1 protein-coding gene is annotated in these 1,465 nt (G+C 28.7%); it reads right to left on the bottom strand.

Annotated features, from left to right (window positions below):
- Positions 1-119 precede the first annotated feature (119 nt).
- A complete protein-coding gene (locus FGK85_RS15105; RefSeq protein ID WP_138207978.1) occupies positions 120-1,343 on the bottom strand; it encodes an IS701 family transposase in 1,224 nt (407 codons plus the stop codon).
- Positions 1,344-1,465 lie beyond the last annotated feature (122 nt).

Genomic DNA, 1,465 nt, shown 5'->3' with positions numbered 1-1,465 from the left:
TAACTTAACTTCTTTAATTTTAAAAGCTAAAAATCCATTTATAGATAAATATTTATATATATGAATATTATTACATTGGTAATACTTATAGTTATCCTATAAATAACTAACAAATTTTTCTAACAGGCTAACTTTAGCTCGGTAAGTACTTTTTTTATAGGTACATCTTTTTTAGCTTGCTCATAAACAAAATATACTAGTTCTTTAGCCGTTAGGCATTTGATGGATTTTATGGTATCTCCAATTGTTTTAAGCTCCTTAAGATGATATAACCTATAAATCTCTAGGAAATTGATTGCTAAGAATGTAAGCAGAAAGTATCTCTCGATAGAGAGTATACCTTGAACTTTATATTCATCAAATCCTAAGTGTGTTTTAAGATATTTGTAGTTAGTTTCAATACTCCATCTTTTTAGATAGTATTTTATTATAGCCTCGTTGTTAAGTTCTACATCCGTAGACATTAGGTATACAGGATCTTTGAAGTCATCTCCATCAACTTCATAGCAAATTAAGGCTGTTGCATTTTCAAACTTTGAAACATTACCTTCGTATCTATATATTCTATACTCAGTACCTTCGATGGTAACTACATCTAAGGTAGCTGGATTTATATATTTAGCGAATTCCTTAATTTGCATTGTGATTCCTAATGGAGAAATTTTTCTGTTAGATTTTAAAGCACCAATAAGGTTAAAACCTTTTAGCATACAACCGTTTATTAACTTTTCGCTAGTATACCAACTGTCAACAAGACAATATACTTTATCGCAGTTAGTAGGTTTTTCAAAAGAACTAATAAAATTTAAAGCTATATCCGACTTTCCCATAAAAGTTTTATTATGTTTTTTACAGTTTTCTTCACTTAAATAAGGCTTGTAGGTTAAAGGGATAGACATATTCCCTGCAACAAAATTAGAAGTAACTACACAATGAGACCAAAGAGTTTTACCTTCTGTATGGCAGTGATTATAGCTTAATCCTTGCATTTTCTTTGCTTGTATTTTAGGATTCACGGTATCATCTATCACTAAGAATCCTACGGATTTTGATTTTATGAGTTTATTGAAATGTAAATTTAAATAGTTAATACGATTTCTATCAATGAGACTATCGTCCCACTTGGAGTGACTCAAAAATCTATATATTGAGCTACTACTTTTAGCAGTTAGTATATGTTCTGAGATTTTAAGTAAAGACTTTGTGCTATCTAAATTTATTAATCCATTAATAATAGTGGTTATATGATGAAATTGCGGTTTACTCATTCCATAATTTACATCATTTAAGTAATTGTAAAGTTCATCATTAATGGATATAATATTATTAAATTTATTTGGCATACTGACCACCTCCGGGTAATATTTGTGTTGTAACTTATATTTTACACGGAAAAAGTCAGCGTGCCATATTTATTTTTTGGTAATAGTACCAATTCAACTTTTTATTTTGCAGAAGTTAAGTA

This window comes from Haloimpatiens lingqiaonensis, assembly GCF_901447495.1.
In the GTDB taxonomy this organism is placed as follows: Bacteria; Bacillota; Clostridia; order Clostridiales; family Clostridiaceae; genus Haloimpatiens; species Haloimpatiens lingqiaonensis.
The sequence above is the reverse complement of the archived record's forward strand: the minus strand, read 5'-3'. Positions and strand labels throughout refer to the sequence as shown.

Excerpts from the sequence above, each read along its gene's own strand:
- FGK85_RS15105 (WP_138207978.1), bottom strand. The coding sequence starts at position 1,343 with ATGCCAAATAAATTTAATAATATTATATCCATTAATGATGAACTTTAC.